Raw genomic sequence first — 20,822 nt, 5'->3', positions numbered from 1 at the left:
ATGATGAAGATCAGTTGTATAAAGTCATTCCTTTATAAATTACCTTTTAGTTTTGCATAGAGTGAGAGCAATGCGACTTAACAGTTAAAGAGATTTCTAATGGTCTTTTCAGTTGCTCTTCTTTTTGTTTGATTAAATTTATAAAAAAACGCTCTCGTAAAGAAGGCTTTGAATCAATTCAAGTTAAAGGCTTAACCGATTCCTGGTGCTGAAAGACTACAGTAGACTGAGCAACTACTAGGTCAAGTGGAAAGTTTTGAGCATTACGCTCGTGTATTACTTCCATACCAATGTTTGCACTGTTAATTACGTCGCCCCATGTTGGGACAACCTTGCCTGAACTATCAACTACAGCGGTTGAGTTTGCTGCCTTTCAAGTTGAACGCCTAGTTACAGATGCCAAATGATGCCAACCAAACACATATCACTGGCCATGAAGCGAAGCCCAGAAGAACAGAAGGAAAGGCTGTTTTTGGTGTAGATCTAACAATAGGTCAAATCATTCTTAGTGTTGTGTCATGAACAAAGAAAAATAACTATTGGAAAACAGCAGAGAATTTAAATGGTCGTCTCGCAATTATGTCCTTCTTTGACGCAGTCATTAACTATGGAATAACAGGCTGGATCATTTCAGGAATTGTTTAATTCTGATTACCAAATCTAACCCATTGAAAAGCCTCTTCTCTGTCATTAAGGAGGTGGATGTTTATTACTTTAAAATTATTCTATTTATTTTTTTCAAATTTTTTATACAGTAGATAACCAATTAAGAATAGAACAATTAGTGAAATGTTCTGATTAAATATCGAAATGATTAGATAAGCAAATATTGGAATTAATAAAAATCTTTTTGCTGAGAGCTTTTCTTCGGGTGTTAAGTCTTTCCATTCAAGATATCTTCTCCATTGGAAAACTCTCTTCAACTCGCGGGTGTTCTCTCGGGTCTTTTGCTTAAGGAAAAAGCTGTTAAGTAAATTTCTTAGATAAGAGAATTGGTTCATAATAGAATCATGATAATTTCATATTAAGATAATTAATAAGCATTAAAGGTATCAATAAGAGTAATGAGGAAGAATTGAGCGGTTAGAGAGGAATATATGTTTACGAGTTTTTTCTTGATAATGCTCTAACCTATTAGTTGAATCAGGAGAACGCTCAGATTTAGCATTGTTAGAAATTAGGTGTTAAGACTCACTTGTTTATTCATTGCTAATGACGCATTAATTGAGTAATTCTTTTTGCTATCAATGCCATCACAAGTTCTGGATGATTTTATTGACGATTGTTTTCTCAGTGGGGATGATATCTGCAAATTTCAAATTTATCGATCAAGAAAATATGAGAATAGGGTGAATCCCATTGCCTCTCAATTAATTGCTTCTAAACAAGAGATCGATTTGTCACAACCAAATTAGATGCTTATCGAATTCAAAAGATTAAGAGTCTAATTACTAGTTATTATCACAATGGTTTTGCTAATTATTAGCATTAACTGGATTATCGCAAGAATTACATGTACACTTAAATATATGGTATGTAAATTTTAAAATGCCATTAAAGAAAAAGCCAGTAGTTGTTCCATGGGATTTAAACGTTGGAGACGATAATTATATAGGAGAGCCTTGGATCCTTAAGAAAGGTAAAGAGTTTATTACTATTGAGACAAATAACCATAATAAAGGAAATTTCTATCTTCAAAAAGACGATGAAAAACGTCTATCTTTAAGTGCTTTACAAGCTAAATTGACATATCATCAACTTATTGATTTTGGATATAAGCTTCAAAAACCAAAGAGAAAAAAGAAGAAAGATTAATTGGATTACTAATGAATCAATCTGATATCAGATTTTGCCATATTTAAGTAATAATGTCTTACTTTAAATTCATATTGATTAGAAATTAAAATGCTACTTGCTCTTAATGAACAATTATCAAAGTGTCCTTACTTCACTTGAAAATACCCATAGCTAGATTTTATTGAAGAAAATATCCTAGATTGATATGGATACTCAAAAAGTAATAATTACAAATCCAAAAACAATAGCTAAGCATTACTCTTTTGAAAATGAAGTTGGTTTATCTTCTTATGACTTGGCATTGATTTCAATTGATAAAATCGCCAAGAAGTCTAAATCCTATATAAAGGCCTCATCGAAAAGTACTTATCTAATATAAGTTCAGTATTTAAGCCGTATATCTCTTTTGGTATTATGGGAGCCCTTTTTCGTTTAGATAATTATTAATTTATAGTTTTAACACCTTTAATAACTCATGATTGTAGTTGTTAAACTAATTAATGAAAGTTTATTTATGACTTATTTAAATCGTTAAATTCAATTAAGGAAAAGATCATTAAATTTTTTTCTTCAATTTCAATTCATAGAAAGCAAAAAATGCCCCTTATAGTAACATGTTTGACATCATTTCAGCCTTGGGCATATGTAGTTACAGGTCAGATTATTTCTGGTGTTCTCTGGGCGTGCTAAATAAGAGCTATGAAAATTGAGGTGATAATACTCCCGCATTAAGACGGATTTACATTTTGTGGGTATTTACATTAGATCATTTATAGATCTAATGCTAACACTAGAACTATTAAAAGCTGGTGGGTGCTATCTAGGTTGCCGTCACAAATTCTCAAAGGTCTCAACCATGAGTAATAAAGCTTCATCTTCCCAAACTAATCAAGATGATGACTATGAAAAGAGGTCTCAAGAAGAGATGCAAAGAAGATTTGTCGATCTGCAATTTAAGAGAAGTGAATTGGAGGAGCAATTAAAAAGAGTTAATGAAATTCTTTTTACTTTGGGTAGAGAAATGGAGCAACATTTTTCATATAAGCAACTTTATAAGTAACTTTTACATCTTAGACAGACCTAACAATAAAAGTTGTTTATAAGTTATGTGTATTTATGATCATAGAAGTTTTTTATACGATCTAAGATTTTATTGAATTAATTCTGTAAGCAAGAAATCACTTTTCTAATCCATTGCTTAAGAAAAGATAATTTATGTATATTTACTGTAAGATTTAGATGACTTTTTATTATTCATTGGCTTTAGTAGCCATATGTATATAAATAGCTATAAATAATGATGAATTTAAGAAACTCTATAAAGCAAGGTATGATTTTTTGTTGTCTTTTTATGCTATTGATTTTCTCTAATCCCTTTGTGCTATTTGCTGAGGAGATTGAATGGCTTGAAGTATCTAAGACAAATAATGAATTATTATTTATAGATCCAAATTCAATAAAATATAACAACAACAATTTACTCTCAGTTATGACCAAATATGCTGAGTTTAACCCGGAAGATCAAAAAATTATTAATTCTGATACCTATTTAATGGCTATTGACTGCGAGAATAGGTTATTTAGTAAACTACCACCAAATTCTGAACTTAAGCAAGTTAAAAAATGGGAAAAGCCTATTGATGATAAGTTGATTAAAATTACTATTATTAATAGTTGTTCTTATTAATTTTTTTCTTTATAGATAAAACTTTTTATACTTCTAGAAACAATTTTTATACCTAAAGTTATTGAAAGAAAATATTTAATTGAATTCTTTCTGATTCTTAGCAAAATATTTATGTTGTTTAGCCTTGAGTCATGCAGCGTTATTTGATCACTTATGAATTTAATGACGGAGAAGATCAAGAAAGGGGTGGAGATATGTTGGTTAAATGGTATGAAACAGGAGGAGTAGAGAATAGACCAGAAACCTATGAGGTACATTCATGGGTTTTCATGATCCAAAATGGTATTGGACACTGTGTTGTTATGGCAGATGCCTTAGATACGATTTGGAAACTATGGCATCCTTGGAGGAAATTAATGGATATAACTATTCAACCTTGTTTAGATCTAGAAGAAACAATCTCATTAATTAAAAAAACTCGCTCATAGAATATACTTTGATAATTAAAATTTAATCGATACTAAATACTACCGAATCTCTTCAATTGCTATGGAGTGTATTTCTTATAAGCATTTTGAGTTTCTTTTTGAAATTGTTGCTACATATAATTCTATATAATTATTATTGTTAATTTTAGGATTATTGTTGTTGTTTCTTCATTCAAATAGGTATTTGTTTTATATTCATTATTTTGAGTAGAACAAGTGATTGCAATTCTGCTTGTAAATTTTTATTAGGCGATTTGGTTTTGTGTTTTTTACTTATTATTTATTGCCATCTTCAACACAAAATATTCATGTATTATTTTCGATTTCTCCCAAGGCTCTTCTATGGATTGTTCTAATAACAAATCCTGTTTTGTGTATCGAATGATTACTGACAGGTAATCATTAACAGTTGATGAAATGTATTCTTATGCGTTCCTTTTTCTGTAAACATACCCCTGGGACAAAAAGGTTACTAATAATTTTTACTAAGCAAAGAATCATTTAACACAATTGTCTTTTATGCTCTTTTTTAATTGATGAGAATTTATGCTAACTATATTATTAGCTTCTGCCTTTCCTTGGCTATGGCTTGCTGGAACAGATTTTGGCGTAAATCATTTCACTACAGACTTAATCTTAGTTGTTTCATTTGCAGTTTTGACAGCACTGCCAATGTCATTCCTAAGACCTACCATTAAAAAGTGGGAACAAGCTGGAGTAAAAAGCTCTCTATTTACAAAGTAGTTTTACATTTTCATATCACATTTATATGGGGGGGGAGATATCCCTTCCTTTTTTGGTAATTCTTACGGGTTGAATATTAATGATCTTTAGATTTAATAGGCACAAATTAAAAGATTTTATGTCCTTCATTCCGTTCTTGAAAAGAAATTTTTCTAAGATTTTGAACAGGTTTGATGTCCCAAAAGTTTCAATAATGATGAAGAAAGATCTAGAAACAAGAGTTTTTTTGAAAAAGATTTAAAACGAAAGAATAAAGGTATATCCCAAACTCATCAAGTAGAAAGTAAGGTGGATATAGCTAAGACTTCTGATATGACTGCTACTACTTTCCCCGCTGTAAAAGATAAGGAATTATCGTCAATTCGAATTGTGGAATCAACCAATGTAAATTCTGTTCCTGATTTCATTCCAACGAAATCAAATCGATCAGAAGAAATCGCTGAAAAGGGACATAATGGTTTTGTAAATACTTTTATTTGCCATTTAATTTTTTATGCGTTTTTTTGCATTTCCCTTGCTTTGCACATCCTTATTGATCTAGAGCTTGGTTCCTTTGTGAAAAATAAATTTATACAGTTGATTTCAATTGGAAAGGATACGTTTTTTGAGAAAAGTCCTGCTTTCGCTTAATTAAACGTTAAAGAAAAGATATTTTGCAAGACAGTTGATTCGAGGTGTGTTTTTTGTTTCTTGCTAACTATTGATGCTTAAAGAGGTTTGCTTCTTTTGATAAATTCATATATTCATTTCTACCTTTAGCCTTCTTCATTTCAAGAAAGGAACGCTATTCGATAGGTGAGTTTTATTTTTATAAAAATCTAGTTGTCATTAATAAGATGTATTAATGACTCCAAATCGATTGTATTTAAAGTGAAATGTGAACTTTTCCTTGGCAAAGCTAGTAATAGCTATCTATAAATTAATTGGAATCTTTTGATTCAGGAAACCTTTGTGTGCGTTTCGAGGGTAAATACGACAATTGTTTTTTTTATCTTTTAAAAATGAGTAATTTTTCAATATAGACGCCATGATTGTAGAAGCTTAAACTTTTATTAAATATGGGAGAAGCTAAAAGGAGAAAAGAGCAGGGTTTGCCTCCTAGGGCAAGAAAGAAAGAAAGGAATGATGATAGACCTAATATCATCCAAAAACTTCGTAGAAATCAGATATTGCCTGTTGTTCTAGCTATTGGCTTTGTGATATTTTTGATATTTGATTTGGTTAGGTATTACAACCAATAAAAAATTCAATTCAACTTATTTATTAAAGGATCTTGCTAATTAATGATAATGTTGAAATATATTTAATGGATGAATGATTTAATTAGATCTTCTAACAACTTGAATTCTCTTTTACTAAAATCAATTAATTGACTTAATTCTTATGGGAGATAAGAAGAAAAAGAAGAAGTGTAAAAAGAAGAAATGTTCTGCTTGGAAGGGTGGTAAATGTATTTGTCATGGTTAATAAAAAAGGTAAACGCCCTAATAGAGAGGCTCACTTTTCCACAAGTATAGTATGTATAAACGAATAATTATTCGTTTAGCTCTACCTCGACCTAACCACAGAGAGAGGAGAGTAGCTTTTATGTTTATCAAAACGGATCGCTAGAAAGTATAATATTGTTATGCGGATTTCTTCTCCCTAAAGTTCAACCAATAAAAAATAGCTTATCTAATATTCCTAAAACTTGGCTCGATCGAACAACACAAAGTTTTTAGTGACTATTTAATGATTTAGTTACAGCAAATTTGTTCACTTGACGATTTCATCCCTGTTATTTATTTTTGGTGGATTTCCTACTTACATTACAATTGACATATTACAAAAAAAATATTCTTAGTTGTTTTTCAACTTAGTGCTAAATGCATCACCTTCAACAAAAATCTTCTTTCTATTGATACCTGCTGGTAAAGCAAAAATTAGTACTACAGATAGGAAGATAATTAAATCTAATGGGAATCTCCCAATTCCCCATTCTGAAAAAGCTAGAGCTAATGTAGTAATTGGCATCTTAAATTGATTGTTCCACTAAATTTATATGAAATTATTAAATTTGTAATAATGGCTTAGCAAAAATTATTGAGATTTTTGAAAGTTGTTGCATTTAGTCTCTAATTAATAGCACTAACACAAATTATCATGAAAAGAAAATTGCAAAGACTTACATGGTTTTGTATGGATTCCTAGAATTGATCAATTCTTGTTGAAAAAACAGTTTGGGATCTAATACATTTATTACATAAGATTTTTATACATTGATGTTTATTATGTGTGTTAAGAGGCCGTAATCTTTTTGTGTTTTTTTCTTTAACGTGAGAGAAGTCACATTACACTTTTTATTGTGTCCTAAAATGAGAAAATAACTTTATTAGGTTTCCCTTATACTTCTCATCAATCCCTCCAGTTTATTAATTAGATTGAAAACACTACTTTGATATTGTTCTCAGTATTTGTTGGTCTAATGAATACCTTTCGATAACATTAAAAAGAATCTATAAAACATAGTGACATCGACTCACGTATAAAATGTCAAAACTGTTAATTACACCTTTACTAATATTTGGATTATTGACTCCAGCCGCTACAAAGGCAGACGTCTATAATGCTCTATGTGATTTAAGTCAATCCTCTTTTAGTGATGACTACGCGAGTATTGAGGTTTCTAATTGTCAAATAACTCTTACAGAGAAGGGTTTCTTAGGCCCAAATGATTTTATCTCTAAAGATAAGATTTCACAGTGGTATTCAGTACGACAAGAAGATAATCTTCTTCTTGGTGTTGCCGGTGCGGCTGGCGGTACTTATACAGGAGCTTTTGTAGGCATTGCAGTATGTGGTGCAAGTGCTGGGATTCTGTGTATTCCCGCTTTGCTTGGTGGAGTATATGGGGGAGGGCGCTTAGGTTCTCAAGTAGGCAAAGGAAAAAACTTCTTATTCTCAGTTATTGGTCAAAACTCTAAAGGAAGCACAGTTGCTCAAAGTTTTAGATTGGTTAATAGGAAAACATCAAACAAAATTAAAAAAGAACTATCTCAAATTAGTGGGCTAAAAATGGGTCAAGTCAAAATAATTAAAAACTAAAAGTATCTATCTTGCGCTATGAATGGGTTAAGAAATGGTTTGAAAATTGGCTAGGGCTATTAAATGTTTGTATTTATAAATAGGTTCATGACATTAACCAGTGAATTTCGAAACTAATGAGTAAGAAAATGAAGGCAAGAAAAACTAATCCTCTTAAAGTTCAAAAAATTCAAAAAGTTCTTGAACAACAACAACTCGAAAAAAGCAATACTCTTGTTTTTGGTGGAGTTTTGCTAGCAATGACTTCTATAGGACTTTTGATTTTTGTGCTTAGCTATAAGGTGTTTCACTTAAGTTGATCCCATAGCGTTTATTAATAATTACTCTCCGAAAACATTTTAATATTTTTTTTCACGTTATATTTTTTAGTCAATTTATAGCCCCGTCAGAGCTGAAGACCAAGTAGTTGGTGAATGAGGAGAATAAACCGAACCGTTTAAACCGAATGTCTATCACTCACGATTTCGTTTCCTTTGTTAGAACATAAAACTATTAATTATTTACGATGACTTATTTCAACATTATTTCTTTGGACGATAATTTTGATGAAGATATTTTCTTCAATAGTGAGCAATATTCAAATCTTTTAGAAGATTCTTGGTGGTTATGAAAACCACAGAATTACTCTTGATATTTTTTTCATTATCCTTTTCGTTTTTAGGTATCTCTTTACTTGTTTTTTATTAGATCTTTTTTTACCTACTGCTGATTTAATTGACTCAACTTGGATTAATTACTTATGTTCACTAGTTATAAAAATGCTTTTATAATGTTTGAGTATGCCCAATCTTAATTTTCGGAGTTTTACCTAATGGAAGATCAAATTAATGCTGCCGAAAAAGCGAAATCTATATCAGCCGAAATATGCCAATGGTCAGGAGCTGTATTTGGTATCTTGTTTGGGCTAGGTTTTCTGTTGGCTGAAGTTCAAAAGAATGATTTAAAATCCCTACCTTGGTGGAAGCCAATCTCTGCCCTTGTTGCTGGAGCTGCTATATCAGCGCATGGTAGTAATGTTATTAATAACAAACGTACAGCAGAATTAACTGCCTTATTAGTGAGATCAACTAATAGCGCGTCAGAGTTGCCAATGCCACAGTCATCGGAGTATTCAGATCTTTTGGAAGATTCTGACAACAAATGAATTTATTTAACTATTAACAGACCATAATGGCTGTCTGTTGTTCTTAAACTTTTTCATTCCTTTAAATAGCAAGAAAAGAGAAACCTAAAAACGTCATTGATAACGAAGAAAATATCAAAACTAGTTCAATCAATTTCATATGATTAATTTACTGAATTACTCTATGTGGTTGAGCTTGATAAGAGCAGATGCCAAACTGCAAGCACTCCATTTCTTCATCGTTTTTTAACGGGACCTTTGAAAGATTGAGTCTTTCAGAAAGTTGACTAAGAATAAGTCGAGCCGCATTCTCAGCAGCTTCAGTGGTTAATTGATGAAAGCGATTTCCGTAGGCCATAGGAGGTCGAAGATCCATAACTCGTTTCTACTCCTATTTGGGTAGTCAAACCTAGAGAGTAAACACTCAAGTATTTATACAGTCTCTCAATACCTAATTAGTAACTTTGATAATGGGTATACATAGATACTTAATACCAGTGCAATGCTGTTAGGCATTTTAAGTTAGTCAAATAACATTTTAGAGTTGTATGGATTGGCTTTTTAATATTGTTCGTTTAAATAGACTAGAAATTCAGTAGAACTTAGTTAATGAGTGGTGATAATCTGCTTTCTACTTTACCAATAAAATTTTATTCAGAAGAAATGACTGAAACAAAAAAGATAGTTTATTTAGAACGAAAATTCCGGGAATCAGATTAATTTATTAAAAAAATTCTTGAAACTACTTAGCGCAAGATTATTTTTATCTAAAAATAACTCTTATGGTCTAGCTGATTAGGTTTGTATTGAACAAATACCAAACTGTAAGCATTCCAGATCTTCATCGTTTCTATGATTCTTTATTGAAAAATTAGTAAGTAATAATTTTTGTATGTTTTGGATTGAAGATTTGAACCTATTAAAGGACATAATTAAGCCTTGCAAAGAGCATTACATATTTCTACCTAAAAGATTGGCAAACTCTAGAGAGTTAACCCCCAAGTATATATGCGCCTTTACAGGGTGTGAAGAGGCTGTTTTAAGTATGAATTGACCTGCCTAGATTTATAAATATCTGAGGTTGGAGAATGATCAAAACAATAATAAGAGCAATCTATTCTGCTTTTATTTCTATTGTCTTACTTTCGATTATTCTTGCTTGCTGGACTGGTTATGCTTTTATTTTCCAACCCACAAAATCTATTGAGATAATTAGTGTGGTACAAAGTATTTATGAAAATCAGAAAACAGTAATCATTGATGTTGTTGAGCTTTCAAAATTACTAATTAAAGATACAAGTAAAGAAAAAGCTATTGAAAAATATAATCTTTTACCAGAAGAAGAATTGTTGACAGATCTAAAAGACAAGTCTCAACTAGATGAGTCATCAGGTCTTGAAGACAATGGCGACAATCCTCTAGGAATCGTTATTCAACCATCTTTACCTGAAGTCAGCGATAATATATCACCTGAGATTAAAGAAGTACCATTTGTTGATGAACAGAGAGAGGATTCGATGAATGAAACGGAAAAAGGAATGGAAATGAGTTAATTCTGTTAAAAGATATTTCTTCAAAGGCTTAAATAATTAGGGCTTTCAATTTTTCTAATCAAAATATTCTGTCTGTAGTAATTGCCCTTTCTTTGGTGGATACTGTTTTAGTCTGGTGCAAATGTGGATGCCGTTTTCTAAGAATTACGTAGTAAATAAGAATATACTAATGAGCAAGTTGAAAACCCCGATTCTTTTGTAAGTAATTTTAGAAAATGATTAACTCATCGCTAATTCGAATTTTTTCTTTTTCTCTTAGTCTTCTTTTGATTGTTTATCCTTCTTCGCTTAGTGCACGTGATATTGATCCATCTCTTGAAGAATTAGAAGATCATAGTGAAATGTTTGAAGCTCCTAGACAAATGACAAAAAAGCAAATGAATGATCTTCTTGGTGAAGATCCCTATTTAGGGCAAACTTCATATCTTCAATCTCCTGATGGTTTTAGTCAAAGAGACAAATCAAAATAAAGGAAGTTTTGGATGCAATTTGTAGTCAGCTGTTGAATTATTCCAAACTTGTGTGCTTTCTCCATATTTGTGCGTTAATTATTTATTTGATCAATCTAGAAAAGAAAAGTTAAGAGTTAGATAAGTTTTTTCTGCATCAATGAAGTGATTCGATTCTCCATATCAATAAACTCTAATTAACATTTCCAAAATTGACGCTATGTATTCAATTAGTTCATTAAGCGTATAAATACCTGAGTGTTCATCCCCATAGATTTTTCAAACCATATTGAGTAGAAATCAAATAAGTTGTTATGAGGTTCAATTATGCCATTCTCAAAGAAATTATTTAAAAATTTTTCAGGAAATTCAATTCAAACGAATGAAATTTCTGATTTATTTTCCAATTACAAGCCAAAATATGATGATGACGTGATGGAGTGCTTGCAATTTGGTATATGTTCTACGCGTCCATCACCCCCAAAAGAAATACCCTATTTCCATTTTTAATTACACGTTGCATAAATAACTTTTCACTTTTTCTAATGGCTAATTATTAATTAGCCAATGAAAGAGATCGTAAAATTATTAAAATCAGAATTGTTGTTACTAAAGGGAAAGCTGGGTAACGTGTTTTGAAATTTGCAGGTGGCCAGGGGGACCAAGAAATAAGCCTTCCTTTGGGTTCTTTAATTAATTCCTTTTTCTCTGAAGGCTTTGACGTCTTAGGGCGAAATCCAAGTTTTTTCCTCTTCTTTCCTTCTCCCACAGTTATCGATACCAAATTATTACCTTAAAAGACCAAATTTGAGAGTGTGACTTAAAGAGGTGTTTTAGTCACTTTTTTTGTAATTTTTTAAGAAGCCACATACACAAACATACTCAAGTTTTTAATAACATCTTGACAGTTTTTGTACACTTTTCATTAAAGAAGCCTTAGCTTTAAGAATCTCTCGTGCAATCTTTAATGAGAGAAAATGTATTGAGAGTTTTAATGCTTCTCAATGCATTCGAAGTTATCTCGTTGACTTATCAATTAATGAGTTGGTTGAAATTGCGAAAGACTACGGAATTGAAGTTACTACGACTTCCTAGTGTAATACCCAAAACTGGAGGTTAACCCTACACGCAGTTGATAATATCCCTACTCAGAATATTTGAACGATAAATCATTAAACAAGATCTATTAATGAGTAGGCACAATGTTCGAGTAAGAGCGAAGTTTCCACATGGACTCATAAAGAATGTTCGGAAATGTAATTTAGATGATCGACCTGAAAAACTTCACATGTTTACTAAAGTAGTCATGGAAAAACAGGCTTTGAGAGAGAGGTACATTAAATTGATGGATGATGCTGAAAGAGCCGTTGGTAGGAAAGAAGCTCTCTACCTTCTCAGAGATGCTGAAATTATTTGGCAAAAGATTAATAGTTGAGGTGGTACGCTTTTTAGGTTCTATAAAATATAATGGTGATTAACTATATTAATCTCTAGGATTTAGATGATTCACTCAATCTTCTTTTACTTCTGACATTAAGTTTGTAAGTTCATCTATTATTTCGTCTTCGTCTCCTTCAATAATAGATTGAGTTCCCGAGTCAAACGTGGATGTCAAATCAGTAAGTAACTCTCTATCTTCCGCGTTGAGTGGTTTAATTTTATCGAAACAATTCATTTTTGATAAATATATGGGGCAAAATTGATTTCAAGTTGATATGTATTGTTGGCAATTTGATCTAGACCCACAACGCACCTTTGTTTGATGCCTCAACGATTGATTCGTAAAATTCATATTTGTATGATGACATGGATCTAAATGGATATCGGAGGAACACCAGCAGATAGTTGATGGAAATTAATCACCCCAAAAGAAATCATTGCGGGTATGAACCAACTAAATGGTAGAAAAATTCTAATTTTAGATTTTGTCTCTTCTGACATGGTAAATTTATACTATATTTATCATCTATGAATTCTTACATTATCGAGAGAATGAATAGTTCGGTTACCAATAAAAAAAAGCATTCAAAGATTCTTTTTATGTTTGTTTTATCTATTAAAGAAAACTAAGTGTCGTTTTAAAAGCGTTAGTACCGAATCCATGGATTTAAATTTTAATCTTTATTTATGATGAACAGCTGTAATGTGAAATCCCCCCAGCGCCAAAAAATTGCTTGGGCTTGAGTCTGTCATATTTTTTCTGTATTTCTAATGATTGCTCCTCGTAAGGGTTGTCTAAAACATTTTGTAGCTCCTTTATGAGGCCATAGTCGCCTTTTTCTGCTTTTTCGTATGCTGGTGTAATGAGCCATTCCCTCCATGTATATTTAGGATTAATACGTTTCATCTCTGCCGATATTTTACTTTGATTACCTGCGTTACTTATGTGCTCTCTCCATCGTTGTAGCCAACTGATCCATTTTGTCTCAATCTCTTCTGAGATTGGTAGATAAAAACTATCTTTTAAGTCCGTAAGTTCTCTTGGCATATTTGAAAGTTTTCGGAAAAAGATTGTGTAGTCAACCTTTGTTTGAACCATGAGTTCTAGTATTTCATTTACTATAGATGCGTCATACTTGTCTAGGCCTAGCTTCTTCGTCCACATGTTCTCCATTTTCTGATTCATGACTGTAGTGAATCCATCTCGGATGCTATCTAGCCTCTCCAGTGCATATGCATCGCCAGCAAGCAGAGGTCGAAGTGAATTCAAAAACATTTGATAATTAGCTTCGGCAGCAACTTGTTGGTTAAAGAATGCAAAATGTTCACCACCACCTGTCCAAGGTTGAAATCTAGGATCGAAGAGTTCGCAAAAACCAAATGGACCATAATCTAGGGTGAAACCACCTGCAGCGCAGTTATCACTGTTAAAATTACCTTGGCAGTAGCCAACCCGTATCCAATTGACTACCAATGATGTGAGTCGCTCTCGGAATGAATTTGCGAGCTCAACGATTTGATTGCTAAAGCTAAGAGTCGGATCAATTTCTTCCTTGTAATTTCTTACGATTAAGTGCTTCACAATCATCTCTAGCTCTTTCATTGCATCTTGATGCTCATTATTGCGTACTCGACGTGCAAAGAGTTCTATTTGACCAACACGTAAAAATGATGGTGCGACTCGTGTTGATATTGCGGCTGGGGTTTCTACCAGGATGTCTGGATCGATTGAATGGGAGTCTTTTGTATACCAAGGCCTCCGGATTGTTTCAGATCTAGAGACATATAGTGTGAGAGAGCGTGAACTTGGTACTCCGAGTGACTGCATATAATCTTGTGCTAAAAACTCACGAACACTAGAACGAAGTACTGCTCTTCCATCAGCTCCTCTGCAGTATGGTGTGGGACCTCCTCCTTTAAGTTGCATCTCCCATCTTTTACCATTAAAGAGACCTTCAAATACTGAAATAGCTCTCCCATCTCCATAGCCGTTCCCTGTCCCAAATGGACACTGTTGTGTATATTCAGTTCCATAGATCGATAGTGCGTAACCTGTAGCCCAACCAACTGGTCGCATCGGTGTTGTTGCAACACTTATGTCGCCTGAAAATAGACGACAAAAAAGTTCATCTAAAGCAAGTTCCTGACTCAGACCTAACTCGTTAAATAATATTTTACTGTGAGCGACATATTCTGGTTCTGGAATCGCTGTTGGAGTTACAGGTACATAGTGACCAGAAAAGACTTCTCTCGTTAGGTGGTCATCACCATCATCTGTTGCTTGTGGATCAGGTTCGAGATAATCCATGAATGAGTAGTCAGCTTTCATTGTAAACTCAGAGAAAGTTCTTGTTGTTGGCATAGCTTTAGTACTGATCATTTAGACCTATTTGTAGTTGCTTAAGTCTTAAATTTGATGATTATTTCATTTATATTACTATCATATATTCGTAGATTTAATGTTCATGAATTTTGTTTTGAAATGGCCGATAAGACAAAAAAGAGGACTGTAAAATATTTTGATTCAAATATATCGATTAGAGAGTTTCAAGACATAAGATAGGGCTAATTCAAATCATTATATATGTTAATTCGTATCAACTATATTTTTAAAAACTCACAATAAACAATTAAATCAGATTATTTTTTGTCTTGAGATTAGGCCTGAAATTTCTTTATTAGTATCATTCTGTAAGCATATCACTTTAGGCAAAGATCTCTTTGGCTTTTAGTCTCAGAGATGACATTTTGTTTTAAACTACTGTCTCTAGTATTATTGGTACAGCCACTCATAAATACAGTAAATACAATAAGCGAAGAATAGTCTTACATCTTTTAATTAATTTTGTAAGTAACTAATGACGAAATTGAATCATAAATGTGTCCAGCTTTCTCAATTAAATGTCTTACTTCATGATTAGAAAACATGGTGATTGATTTATCTTTTTCAGATTGCTCTATACGGCACTATGAGTACCAACTTTCTATACCCTTCTACAAGACAAACAATTTTTTCAGAAATCGTTTGTTTGCTTCACCGTCATCACAATTGATTTTCTATATGGCTTATTACCTAAAAAGACCTCTTTTTTTCTTTGGAGTCTTTGCCTGAAGCTTTTCTTCTACGAATAATATTGCTTTCTTATGAGCAATTTTAGCCTCAATCATTGTTGTGATTGAGATCAAAAATAAACCTCCTATTCCGATTAATTGGTCAGTTTTTGTTGGATCTGTATCAGCATTTAAAATGGCTCCTAAAACAAACCAAGCTGAAGCTACTCCTCCAGTTACAAAGTATGGTATCCAGCGACGTTGGTAGAGGTATCCAGCACCTAAGCCAGGAAGGAAATTTAATGTTGTAGCTACCCATCCACTGGACGCAGCAAGAATTTGTTCCTTAGAGAGATTATCCATGGAAACATTTAAAATCAGATTATGTCGATATCAATTGTCTTTTGTGGACTGAACTTGTGGTTGTGAGTTACACCACACAATTAGCATTTGGATAAGATTTTCTTTTAAGCGGATGACCAGACTCGAACTGGCGACATTCAGCTTGGGAAGCTGACGTTCTACCACTGAACTACATCCGCAGATCTTTAAGTTAGCGAAATTAATTGGCCTACCACTATCTTTATACACTTTCTGAAACGAGAGTCTAATCAGTTCTTTGAATGCCCATGTTTCTGATTTTTCTATCCTTTTCTATTTCTTTCTTGATAATTTCATAGAGGGCCAATTCTTCTGGATCTTCAGAACCAATTCCATAACCCATCGTTGCAGCAACATAAATTTTGTGTTGCCTGTGATAGCTAAGACTCATTAGCTTTTATACTCTAATCGACCTTACGGGATGAATTATATTCTCTAAGAAGATATCTGCAAATGTCATTTTAATAAATCATAGGGGTCTTGCAGTTGATCAATATGTTCTTAAGCAGAAATTATTTCTTTTTTTCTTGACCTCTTTAAAACTGAGTAAAAAGCTAAAACACTTATCGTTCCGGATGGACCTATAAATATATGCCATATTTGTTCGCCTGAATTTGAAAGTAGAATCCCAAAAAATGTAGTAAATATTACTCCGGTGATTGGATAAATAAAGAACACCCAGTCTTTAAATCGGCTCCACCATTGCGATATAAGTAGAACACTTATTAATACTTGAATTAAAAGAGTTGTTGACTTTCCTAGTAACCAATAAGATAAAATCGCGATAATTATTAATAAAATATTGCTAGTTATGATCGACTTGTTTTTAGCTACTGAAATAGTAAAAAACGATAATCCAATAGATAGAAATGAATAAAACAGCCAATTATATATTGATGAGTGATCCACATATATCCAGGCCGTAGTCGTATGATCGAACATCTCAAACATTGAGGCAAGACCTAGTGAGATAAAGGCAAAAGGCGGTAGTAGAGGAAATCTAATTTGCTTGAATCTGTTTATGGACTTAATTCCAAGAAGGATAGGGATTAGAACTGCTTGTAGATGTACTAATAACAATAGTGATCTGAAGGTCAATGAAAGTAATTCTCAGCTATTACGAAATTAGCAACTGTATGAAATATTCCTAATACAACAACTAATATTTTTTAAAGAAACTTACCTGAGAATTAAACCAATTTTGTTGTTTAACAGAAGACACCCGAGGACGAATTAGTCGAATATTTGGAAGTTGACCACACATTCAAAAAATAATTAAAATGAATATGTTTATTCAGGATAAAATTAAGATAAAAGTAACAAGTAAATCTGTAAGAAGAAATGTACTTGATTTATCCAAATCACTTTCAAGATTGTTGCTTGTAATGGCGGCGATAGTGGTAGAGATGATAAATTTTTTTGCGGTTTTAGGTCCTTTAATAAAAACCTTTATCCAAAAGACTCTTATTATGGGACCATTGAGTCTTGTGGGTCTCTTTTTGGTATTTAGGGATTGTGAAAAAGGTCATCCAGAACTTATTTTGGAAGTAATGAGATAAGAAAATGAACTCAACTTTGATTCAAATTATCCAGAAAACTTTTGGCTGAAGATATTTACTCTTCTCTTTATTGGGGCATTTATTTATTGGGTAATGATTTCTCAAAATGCTGATAAAGTTCATGATGAAGATTTTTTACCCAATTCTCAGAGTATTTACCAATAAAAATAACTGGGTATCGTTAATGATTAAAGACTTATTTCAAATGAAAGATCAAAATGGATTTTTGTGATTGGACTGGTTGCCATTGGTGCAGGATTAACAGCAAAGAATATGATCTCCTTTCCCACTGAAGTATAAGAGAAGAAGTTGTACATGACTTTTTTGCACCTGAGGGACTACAAGGAATTTCGCCATTTTCTAGTTTTTCTCCCTCAATAAGTCAAAAAAACCTCTACATTTGAAGAAAGAAATTTTAAAATGTTTTTCTTTAATCCTTTTTGGCCTTTAGCAGCTTTAAGAATCGCTTCGTTAAAAGCAACTTCAACATTACTTTTACTTCTTTTAGTTAAATCCAACCTTCTTCGTTTGAAAGGCGGCTTGATAGGTGGACTTGTTGCACTTACACTTATCTCTGGATTAATAGTCTCCACAACAGTTGCAGGCGGTGCTGCTTACTATATTTTTCAAAATAAGAAATCAAATGATGATGACTTAGACATTTCTGGCGATGATGTGATTAATACTGAAGCAGTTTCAGCTTGATATGGTTTAGCAGTTACCTGCTAAAGATTAATAATTACTCATTATTAACTGATTTAAGGCACCTTTTTAACAAATTCAATTTAAGAAATTATTTATGTGGATATTTGTCTGAGCAACTGAATAATGATAAGAATTAAAAAATTAGATTAATAATTATCTATTGGTTTATGAACAAAGTTAGAATTTCATCTCTTAAATTGTCCATTGATTTAATAATCAAATCGGCACCTGCTTTTCTCAACTCTGCCTCATACCTGAGACGTTTCTCTCGACTTGAAGCTACATGTAAATGTGGGGGGGCAATAGCGAGACTAATGAATTTCTGGTCAGGGATCTTAATCCGAGCATTTATAACTGTTTTAACATCTGCAACAGTATCTCCAATGTATGCAATTGGAGGATTGGAGAGGCCTAAATGTTTTTTTGAAAGTTTAGAAGAAAGTGAAATAAAACCTGTTGGATCCGGTTTTTCAGGCGCTTCACCCATTGCAATTAAGGGAGCAGAGGCTAAGCCGAGCCTCTGCTCTAAGACGAATTTCGCTGATGGCAATTCAGCTCCACTTACAAAACCCCAACCAATCTTTCGTTGAGTTAATTCCTCAAAAAGTGTATGTTTGACTAATAACGTCTCATCTTTAATGAAACCTGACCATTCACTAGAGTCATGGTTTGGATCTCCACCAAAATAAAAGTTGTCAAAGCATTCAATTAATATTTTTCTAGACGGGGCTGAAAAAGAAAGATTGTTTTTTTGTATATGTCTATTAATCATTTCTAAGCTCAAATCCCAATCATTGTTCCAGCACCCCTCACTTTTTATAAAATCAATATCTTCTATCGAGGGTCTCCATCCACTAAAAAGATTTACAGTTTCTTGGATAGCCAATCGATAGCTGTTGGTTACGTCACGAATAACCCCATCTATATCAAATAAAATTAGGCCAATATTATTCATCATTGAGTTTTACTTTTAATTAAAAATGTTCAATTGAATCTCTTTTTTAGTTGAAGTTTAAGCTCTAATTCACGATCTTTAAGTCCTTTTTCATTTTTAATAACTCGATTGCCGATCCAGGCAATTCCCATCCCAATTATCGCAGGTAAACTGATTGCTGAAAATCTTGTAATGTTTTTCATTTATTCTACTGGATAATGAAAAAGATTTTGTTTGAGTCTTCTTTGAAGTTATCAAGCAATTTTGAAAATTGAAATATTAAGTAAATTTCAATTCGTTTTGGTTCTTCTTAAATCTCTCCATAAACACGCCATCAAATAGAAATAACCAGCTAATGCAATTATGAAAAATGATGTCATCAGCTTTGCTCCGCAGTGGACATTTGAAAAATTGAAGCAGAAGTAATTACTAAAAGGATTGCAAATAAAATTAAGTGATATGGAGTAATCATGATTTGAACCGTAAGGGCAAGATGAATCTAACCAACAAACGTGTTCCATGTCGTAGTGCAATGCATATTTTTTTGGGGTGGTTACACCAATATTGAGAATATGATGTAAAACCATATTGAATAAACTGGAATGCAATGGTTAGTTTCCTTTTCTTAATACTTAAGCCAGTGCTGTTTTTGATGTTGAAAAAATTTTTCAAGAAACAAATGAAAGCTTTTATTATCAATGCAATTGAGTGGCTAGTTCTTCAAACAGACAATGACTTAGACGATAAAATTCTTGCCAAGGTAAAAAGTGGAATGAAATTAGGTGTCGTTTGATCAAATGCTTGAGCAATTGCTAAATGGATTTAATACATTGACTCCCTGTAAAATACATTTATGGTTTTGTTGTTACTTGACTGCAAACTTTGACTGAACAATGCGAAACCAAGTGGTCACCCACAGAAGAACAAATCGTTAACATTATTATTCCAGCAATGCAGGGAACTGCTCAGCAATACGCTAAGTATGCTAGTGAACTCCAATGTCCTCCTTCATTTATTGCATTAATGCTTCGAGATATTGCTGATACTTTTGAAGATAATGTAGTTACAGGCGGAAAAGGTTGTGATTGTTGTTAAACCACACTTCAATTCGTCTACTAATCAAAAATCAGCAAGTTAATTATGCAGTTGTAACAAAAAGGCATTTTGTTGTAAAGTTTTTAATTGCCAATTAAACACAAGTAACGAGGAATACCCCAGCTTTTAGTGTATTGCTTGCCTTGTTCCTCGCATTGCGACATGTTTTTTATTTTTTTTTCTATTCCTTAAGTGCTTTTTTGAAGGATCACCAAAAACCTTGGCTTGGCATTCATAGCTGTTAAAAATAAAGCCGATAGGAAAATAATAAATAGCGTTTCATAGATCTTCTTTATCCTGAATTAATTGACGTTTTGGGGGGATTTCCTTCTTTTTACTCGAACTAGTTTGCCCTTCCTAAACAAACCGACCTTTAGGGTATAGATAATTCCTGGTTATGTTATCGACTTGATTTATTTTTTAAGAACATTTAGCAAAGACAGTAATTAATAAAATTACTGATATTAAGCTTTTATTCTTAATTCTTTCCTTTTTCGATCCTAACAATAGGTGTTATTAATTATATTCTGCAATAATAGTTTAACTATTTTTTGGCTGATTATTTTTAGTAGTTATGGACAAATGGATTCCGTCCCAAAAGCAAAAGTCAGGTTTAATAAGTAGAACATTCGAATTCTTTATTGATGAATTAGATAAATTGCAGGATGAACTTGATTGCCCAGATGAATTCATATTTGATTTCCTTGAAGTTGTGAAAAATCGTTGGTCACAGGATAGTTGTCATTCTAAGGCACGGCAGCATAAAAGAGATAACCCAAGCTCCTACTGAAA

General features: G+C 32.5%; 29 protein-coding genes, 1 tRNA gene and 1 pseudogene. 19 read left to right on the top strand and 12 right to left on the bottom strand.

Features of this window, described 5'->3' with window-relative positions; translation table 11 throughout:
• Window positions 1-178 precede the first annotated feature (178 nt).
• Window positions 179-440 (bottom strand): annotated as a pseudogene (locus tag AC6EIZ_RS03060) (hypothetical protein); the annotation flags it as partial.
• On the opposite strand from AC6EIZ_RS03060, the gene AC6EIZ_RS03055 reads away from it, so the two are divergent.
• The 9 genes from AC6EIZ_RS03055 to AC6EIZ_RS03015 all read left to right on the top strand — a co-directional run bounded on the left by AC6EIZ_RS03055 (window position 397) and on the right by AC6EIZ_RS03015 (window position 5,897).
• Entirely contained in the window at window positions 397-522 is a 126-nt protein-coding gene (locus tag AC6EIZ_RS03055; protein WP_498512264.1) for a hypothetical protein, read from the top strand. The pseudogene AC6EIZ_RS03060 and the gene AC6EIZ_RS03055 sit on opposite strands and share 44 nt — an antisense overlap.
• A gap of 1,026 nt (window positions 523-1,548) precedes the next feature.
• Window positions 1,549-1,815, top strand: coding sequence for a cytochrome oxidase (locus AC6EIZ_RS03050; protein WP_498512263.1), 267 nt, complete (start codon window positions 1,549-1,551; stop codon window positions 1,813-1,815).
• Window positions 1,816-2,002: 187 nt separating this feature from the next.
• Complete coding sequence (locus AC6EIZ_RS03045) at window positions 2,003-2,176, top strand: hypothetical protein (RefSeq protein WP_498512261.1); 174 nt, start codon at window positions 2,003-2,005, stop codon at window positions 2,174-2,176.
• A 402-nt stretch (window positions 2,177-2,578) separates the two neighbouring features.
• Window positions 2,579-2,857, top strand: a complete 279-nt coding sequence (locus tag AC6EIZ_RS03040; protein ID WP_498512260.1) for a hypothetical protein — start codon at window positions 2,579-2,581, stop codon at window positions 2,855-2,857.
• Window positions 2,858-3,154: 297 nt separating this feature from the next.
• Window positions 3,155-3,484, top strand: a complete 330-nt coding sequence (locus tag AC6EIZ_RS03035; RefSeq protein WP_498512258.1) for a hypothetical protein — start codon at window positions 3,155-3,157, stop codon at window positions 3,482-3,484.
• Window positions 3,485-3,615: 131 nt separating this feature from the next.
• Window positions 3,616-3,912, top strand: a complete 297-nt coding sequence (locus AC6EIZ_RS03030; protein ID WP_498512256.1) for a DUF3303 domain-containing protein — start codon at window positions 3,616-3,618, stop codon at window positions 3,910-3,912.
• Window positions 3,913-4,458: 546 nt separating this feature from the next.
• Window positions 4,459-4,656, top strand: coding sequence for a hypothetical protein (locus tag AC6EIZ_RS03025; protein ID WP_498512254.1), 198 nt, complete (start codon window positions 4,459-4,461; stop codon window positions 4,654-4,656).
• A gap of 288 nt (window positions 4,657-4,944) precedes the next feature.
• Entirely contained in the window at window positions 4,945-5,286 is a 342-nt protein-coding gene (locus AC6EIZ_RS03020; RefSeq protein ID WP_498512252.1) for a hypothetical protein, read from the top strand.
• Between the two features lie 428 nt (window positions 5,287-5,714).
• Window positions 5,715-5,897, top strand: coding sequence for a hypothetical protein (locus tag AC6EIZ_RS03015; protein WP_498512251.1), 183 nt, complete (start codon window positions 5,715-5,717; stop codon window positions 5,895-5,897).
• Between the two features lie 598 nt (window positions 5,898-6,495).
• Here the strand turns inward: AC6EIZ_RS03015 and AC6EIZ_RS03010 are convergent.
• Complete coding sequence (locus tag AC6EIZ_RS03010; protein WP_498512249.1) at window positions 6,496-6,669, bottom strand: hypothetical protein; 174 nt, start codon at window positions 6,667-6,669, stop codon at window positions 6,496-6,498.
• Window positions 6,670-7,185: 516 nt separating this feature from the next.
• Between AC6EIZ_RS03010 and AC6EIZ_RS03005 the strand changes: the two genes are divergently transcribed.
• The 3 genes from AC6EIZ_RS03005 to AC6EIZ_RS02995 all read left to right on the top strand — a co-directional run bounded on the left by AC6EIZ_RS03005 (window position 7,186) and on the right by AC6EIZ_RS02995 (window position 8,884).
• Window positions 7,186-7,740: a hypothetical protein gene (locus AC6EIZ_RS03005; RefSeq protein ID WP_498512247.1), complete on the top strand. Its 555-nt coding sequence runs from the start codon at window positions 7,186-7,188 to the stop codon at window positions 7,738-7,740.
• A 116-nt stretch (window positions 7,741-7,856) separates the two neighbouring features.
• Entirely contained in the window at window positions 7,857-8,039 is a 183-nt protein-coding gene (locus AC6EIZ_RS03000) for a hypothetical protein (RefSeq protein ID WP_498512245.1), read from the top strand.
• Between the two features lie 512 nt (window positions 8,040-8,551).
• Window positions 8,552-8,884 carry a hypothetical protein gene (locus AC6EIZ_RS02995; protein ID WP_498512243.1) on the top strand — a complete coding sequence of 111 codons (333 nt, stop codon included), beginning with the start codon at window positions 8,552-8,554 and terminating at the stop codon, window positions 8,882-8,884.
• A 148-nt stretch (window positions 8,885-9,032) separates the two neighbouring features.
• Here the strand turns inward: AC6EIZ_RS02995 and AC6EIZ_RS02990 are convergent, their stop codons facing one another.
• Complete coding sequence (locus tag AC6EIZ_RS02990; RefSeq protein WP_498512241.1) at window positions 9,033-9,239, bottom strand: hypothetical protein; 207 nt, start codon at window positions 9,237-9,239, stop codon at window positions 9,033-9,035.
• Window positions 9,240-9,951: 712 nt separating this feature from the next.
• Here AC6EIZ_RS02990 and AC6EIZ_RS02985 point away from each other — a divergent pair.
• Window positions 9,952-10,416, top strand: coding sequence for a hypothetical protein (locus tag AC6EIZ_RS02985; protein ID WP_498512239.1), 465 nt, complete (start codon window positions 9,952-9,954; stop codon window positions 10,414-10,416).
• Between the two features lie 215 nt (window positions 10,417-10,631).
• Complete coding sequence (locus AC6EIZ_RS02980) at window positions 10,632-10,886, top strand: hypothetical protein (protein ID WP_498512238.1); 255 nt, start codon at window positions 10,632-10,634, stop codon at window positions 10,884-10,886.
• 535 nt (window positions 10,887-11,421) lie between these two features.
• Here AC6EIZ_RS02980 and AC6EIZ_RS02975 read toward each other — a convergent pair.
• A complete protein-coding gene (locus AC6EIZ_RS02975) occupies window positions 11,422-11,634 on the bottom strand; it encodes a hypothetical protein (protein ID WP_498512236.1) in 213 nt (70 codons plus the stop codon).
• A gap of 420 nt (window positions 11,635-12,054) precedes the next feature.
• Here AC6EIZ_RS02975 and AC6EIZ_RS02970 point away from each other — a divergent pair, with 420 nt between their 5' ends.
• Window positions 12,055-12,300, top strand: coding sequence for a hypothetical protein (locus AC6EIZ_RS02970; RefSeq protein ID WP_498512234.1), 246 nt, complete (start codon window positions 12,055-12,057; stop codon window positions 12,298-12,300).
• A 75-nt stretch (window positions 12,301-12,375) separates the two neighbouring features.
• On the opposite strand, the gene AC6EIZ_RS02965 is transcribed toward AC6EIZ_RS02970, so the two are convergent.
• From AC6EIZ_RS02965 to AC6EIZ_RS02940, 6 genes are all read right to left on the bottom strand, one after another.
• On the bottom strand, window positions 12,376-12,540 hold the full coding sequence (locus tag AC6EIZ_RS02965; RefSeq protein WP_498512233.1) for a hypothetical protein: 165 nt from the start codon (window positions 12,538-12,540) through the stop codon (window positions 12,376-12,378).
• A gap of 450 nt (window positions 12,541-12,990) precedes the next feature.
• Window positions 12,991-14,685, bottom strand: coding sequence for a protein adenylyltransferase SelO family protein (locus AC6EIZ_RS02960; RefSeq protein ID WP_498512231.1), 1,695 nt, complete (start codon window positions 14,683-14,685; stop codon window positions 12,991-12,993).
• Window positions 14,686-15,374: 689 nt separating this feature from the next.
• Entirely contained in the window at window positions 15,375-15,719 is a 345-nt protein-coding gene (locus AC6EIZ_RS02955) for a DUF8646 family protein (protein WP_498512229.1), read from the bottom strand.
• A gap of 107 nt (window positions 15,720-15,826) precedes the next feature.
• Window positions 15,827-15,898 (bottom strand) — tRNA-Gly (locus AC6EIZ_RS02950).
• 65 nt (window positions 15,899-15,963) lie between these two features.
• Window positions 15,964-16,128, bottom strand: coding sequence for a hypothetical protein (locus AC6EIZ_RS02945; RefSeq protein ID WP_498512227.1), 165 nt, complete (start codon window positions 16,126-16,128; stop codon window positions 15,964-15,966).
• A 110-nt stretch (window positions 16,129-16,238) separates the two neighbouring features.
• Window positions 16,239-16,835 carry a hypothetical protein gene (locus AC6EIZ_RS02940; RefSeq protein WP_498512225.1) on the bottom strand — a complete coding sequence of 199 codons (597 nt, stop codon included), beginning with the start codon at window positions 16,833-16,835 and terminating at the stop codon, window positions 16,239-16,241.
• A gap of 182 nt (window positions 16,836-17,017) precedes the next feature.
• On the opposite strand from AC6EIZ_RS02940, the gene AC6EIZ_RS02935 reads away from it, so the two are divergent.
• Together AC6EIZ_RS02935 and AC6EIZ_RS02930 are read left to right on the top strand one after the other, a co-directional pair.
• Window positions 17,018-17,296 (top strand): hypothetical protein, encoded by a 279-nt coding sequence (locus AC6EIZ_RS02935; RefSeq protein WP_498512223.1) that lies wholly within the window; start codon window positions 17,018-17,020, stop codon window positions 17,294-17,296.
• 420 nt (window positions 17,297-17,716) lie between these two features.
• Window positions 17,717-18,001 carry a hypothetical protein gene (locus tag AC6EIZ_RS02930; protein ID WP_498512221.1) on the top strand — a complete coding sequence of 95 codons (285 nt, stop codon included), beginning with the start codon at window positions 17,717-17,719 and terminating at the stop codon, window positions 17,999-18,001.
• A gap of 157 nt (window positions 18,002-18,158) precedes the next feature.
• On the opposite strand, the gene AC6EIZ_RS02925 is transcribed toward AC6EIZ_RS02930, so the two are convergent.
• Both AC6EIZ_RS02925 and AC6EIZ_RS02920 read right to left on the bottom strand, forming a co-directional pair.
• Complete coding sequence (locus AC6EIZ_RS02925; protein ID WP_498512219.1) at window positions 18,159-18,959, bottom strand: TIGR01548 family HAD-type hydrolase; 801 nt, start codon at window positions 18,957-18,959, stop codon at window positions 18,159-18,161.
• A gap of 26 nt (window positions 18,960-18,985) precedes the next feature.
• Window positions 18,986-19,138, bottom strand: a complete 153-nt coding sequence (locus tag AC6EIZ_RS02920) for a hypothetical protein (RefSeq protein WP_498512218.1) — start codon at window positions 19,136-19,138, stop codon at window positions 18,986-18,988.
• 679 nt (window positions 19,139-19,817) lie between these two features.
• Between AC6EIZ_RS02920 and AC6EIZ_RS02915 the strand changes: the two genes are divergently transcribed.
• Together AC6EIZ_RS02915 and AC6EIZ_RS02910 are read left to right on the top strand one after the other, a co-directional pair.
• Window positions 19,818-20,030, top strand: a complete 213-nt coding sequence (locus AC6EIZ_RS02915) for a hypothetical protein (protein ID WP_498512217.1) — start codon at window positions 19,818-19,820, stop codon at window positions 20,028-20,030.
• A gap of 574 nt (window positions 20,031-20,604) precedes the next feature.
• Complete coding sequence (locus tag AC6EIZ_RS02910) at window positions 20,605-20,820, top strand: hypothetical protein (RefSeq protein WP_498512215.1); 216 nt, start codon at window positions 20,605-20,607, stop codon at window positions 20,818-20,820.
• Window positions 20,821-20,822: the final 2 nt, after the last annotated feature.

It is taken from the genome of Prochlorococcus sp. G4PB16 (assembly GCF_059772465.1).
The sequence above is the reverse complement of the archived record's forward strand: the minus strand, read 5'-3'. Positions and strand labels throughout refer to the sequence as shown.